Source organism: Psychrobacter sp. FME13 (assembly GCF_014861395.1).
GTDB lineage: Bacteria > Pseudomonadota > Gammaproteobacteria > Pseudomonadales > Moraxellaceae > Psychrobacter.
Map to the genome: position 1 here is coordinate 1 of NZ_RRYV01000262.1, position 2086 is coordinate 2086.

At 41.2% G+C, this 2086-nt stretch carries 2 protein-coding genes; both read left to right on the forward strand.

What is annotated here, in order from left to right:
- Window positions 1-357: 357 nt before the first annotated feature.
- Window positions 358-1185 carry a bifunctional 2-polyprenyl-6-hydroxyphenol methylase/3-demethylubiquinol 3-O-methyltransferase UbiG gene (ubiG, locus tag EI164_RS15770; protein ID WP_192520930.1) on the forward strand — a complete coding sequence of 276 codons (828 nt, stop codon included), beginning with the start codon at window positions 358-360 and terminating at the stop codon, window positions 1183-1185.
- A gap of 77 nt (window positions 1186-1262) precedes the next feature.
- Window positions 1263-1973 (forward strand): HAD family hydrolase, encoded by a 711-nt coding sequence (locus tag EI164_RS15775; protein ID WP_192520931.1) that lies wholly within the window; start codon window positions 1263-1265, stop codon window positions 1971-1973.
- Window positions 1974-2086: the final 113 nt, after the last annotated feature.

Here is a 2086-nt window from a genome sequence, read left to right on the forward strand (position 1 = left end):
GTCTCTTTATTTTAAAGGCTTTATACTTACTTTTCCAGATTAGGGACACGCCCTAATATCTCGATCTTATCTGCGCTATTTTCCTTGTTTGACGGCAATTGATCACCATTTTTAAAATGAGGACACATCCTAGGGTTTCGTCATTTGAGGCTTGGACGGTTTCAACCTATTATTGAAGGTGCACTCATTTATTATAGGCCAGAGAAAATTGGTAATCGAATATTGTAATAAGCCAGAGTGTGCGCAGATCATTCACAATCGGTGACGATGTCTTTACGACAAAGTTGCTGCTCTCATGCTAATATTAAGCACACAATTGCATACTGTATATGATAATGACAATAAAGGAAAAACGCTATGAGCTCAGCTCTACATTACTCGCCCTCTTTGAATGAGAAAGTGAAGACCCCTCTCGATGATACAAAGGCTCATGCTATAAATGTTGATCCTAGCGAAGTTGAAAAATTTAATAAATTGGCTAGCGAGTGGTGGAGCAATAGCGGTGCGTTTGCAACCTTGCATGAAATTAATCCATTGCGTCTGAATTGGATAGAAGAACATATTAAGCGCAGCTATCAAAGCGACAATGATAGCCAAACAGCTGAGACAGGTTTGGCTGGTAAAAAAGTGCTTGATGTTGGTTGTGGAGGCGGTATATTGTCAGAGTCGATGGCACGTCGTGGCGCTGATGTAACAGGTGTTGATTTGGGTACTGAAAACCTGAAAGCGGCGGCGTTACATGCAGAGCAGAGCGGCTTAGAAAATACTTTGCGCTATCAGCATATTCCAGTAGAAGATTTGGCAAAAACGCATGCCGGTCAGTTTGATGTGGTGACTTGTATGGAAATGCTGGAGCACGTACCTGATCCAAGCTCGATTGTGCAAGCGTGTTTTGATTTATTAGCACCAGGCGGTGTTTGTGTATTATCGACGATTAATAGAAACCCTAAATCATACTTATTTGCCATCGTTGGTGCAGAATATGTATTACGTTTGCTTGATCGTGGTACACACGATTATGCCAAATTTATTACTCCAGCAGAATTAGACCAAATGGCAACCAATGCAGGTTTTGTGCGTAAAGACATCATTGGGCTGCATTATAATCCATTGACCAAGCGTTACTGGCTCGCACAAAATGTCGATGTCAATTATATGATAGCGGTACAAAAGCCAATGGCTTAGACCTTTGGTACTGTGCTTGGTTGTTTCGGTGACATCATATTTTATTAACTTTGTTATTTAATTTAAGAGTATTTACTATGGCCCAATTTGTGAAAGCAGTTTTATTTGACCTTGATGGGACATTGATCGATACTGCTGCTGATTTTGTCCGTATCATCGGTAAAATGAGTCGCGAAAATAATTGGCAAGCACCACCTGAAATTGAGATTCGTGAGCAGGTTTCCGCGGGCGCCTCAGCCATGGTGCAATTGATGCTAAGGTATAACGATCAACTTGATCTCAGTGAAGAAACATTGCTTGAGTTTCGTCAGCAATTTTTAGATGACTATGAAGCTGAGATATGTGTTGATAGTTGCGTATTCGGCGCGCTTGAAGAAGTGCTTACAACGCTCGAAGAAAAGAAGGTGCCATGGGGTATTGTCACCAATAAGCCACGTTATTTGGCAGAGCAGTTATTAATGCAAATGCAGTTAGATTCGCGCTGCGCTGTTTTGGTGTGTCCTGATGATGTCTCACGCTCAAAACCTGATCCAGAGCCAATGTATGTGGCGTTAGAAAAACTCGCTATTCCTCGTGGTGCTGCTGGTTGTGTGCTATATGTCGGCGATCATATACGTGATATTGAAGCTGGCAATGCAGCTGGCATGCCAACTATTTTGGCGGCGTATGGTTATATTCCACCTGAAGATCAGAAAAACCTAAAAAAGTGGGGCGCAGACTACATTACCGAAACTGCTGAGCAGCTAAATAAACTACTACTATCCTCTGGTAAGTTTGATTATTTATAGATAGACCCGCCGAACATCCGTATTCTTAATTAAGTTCTATTATTTATAAGTTTTATTACTTAGATTAACACATGAAGTGCAATATCAAAGAGCAGGTGAAAAAGAGGCCTAGA

What these genes read in the sequence shown, in the direction of transcription:
- EI164_RS15775 (WP_192520931.1), top strand. Translation starts at nt 1,263, where the DNA reads ATGGCCCAATTTGTGAAAGCAGTTTTATTTGACCTTGATGGGACATTG.
- ubiG (WP_192520930.1), top strand. Translation starts at nt 358, where the DNA reads ATGAGCTCAGCTCTACATTACTCGCCCTCTTTGAATGAGAAAGTGAAG.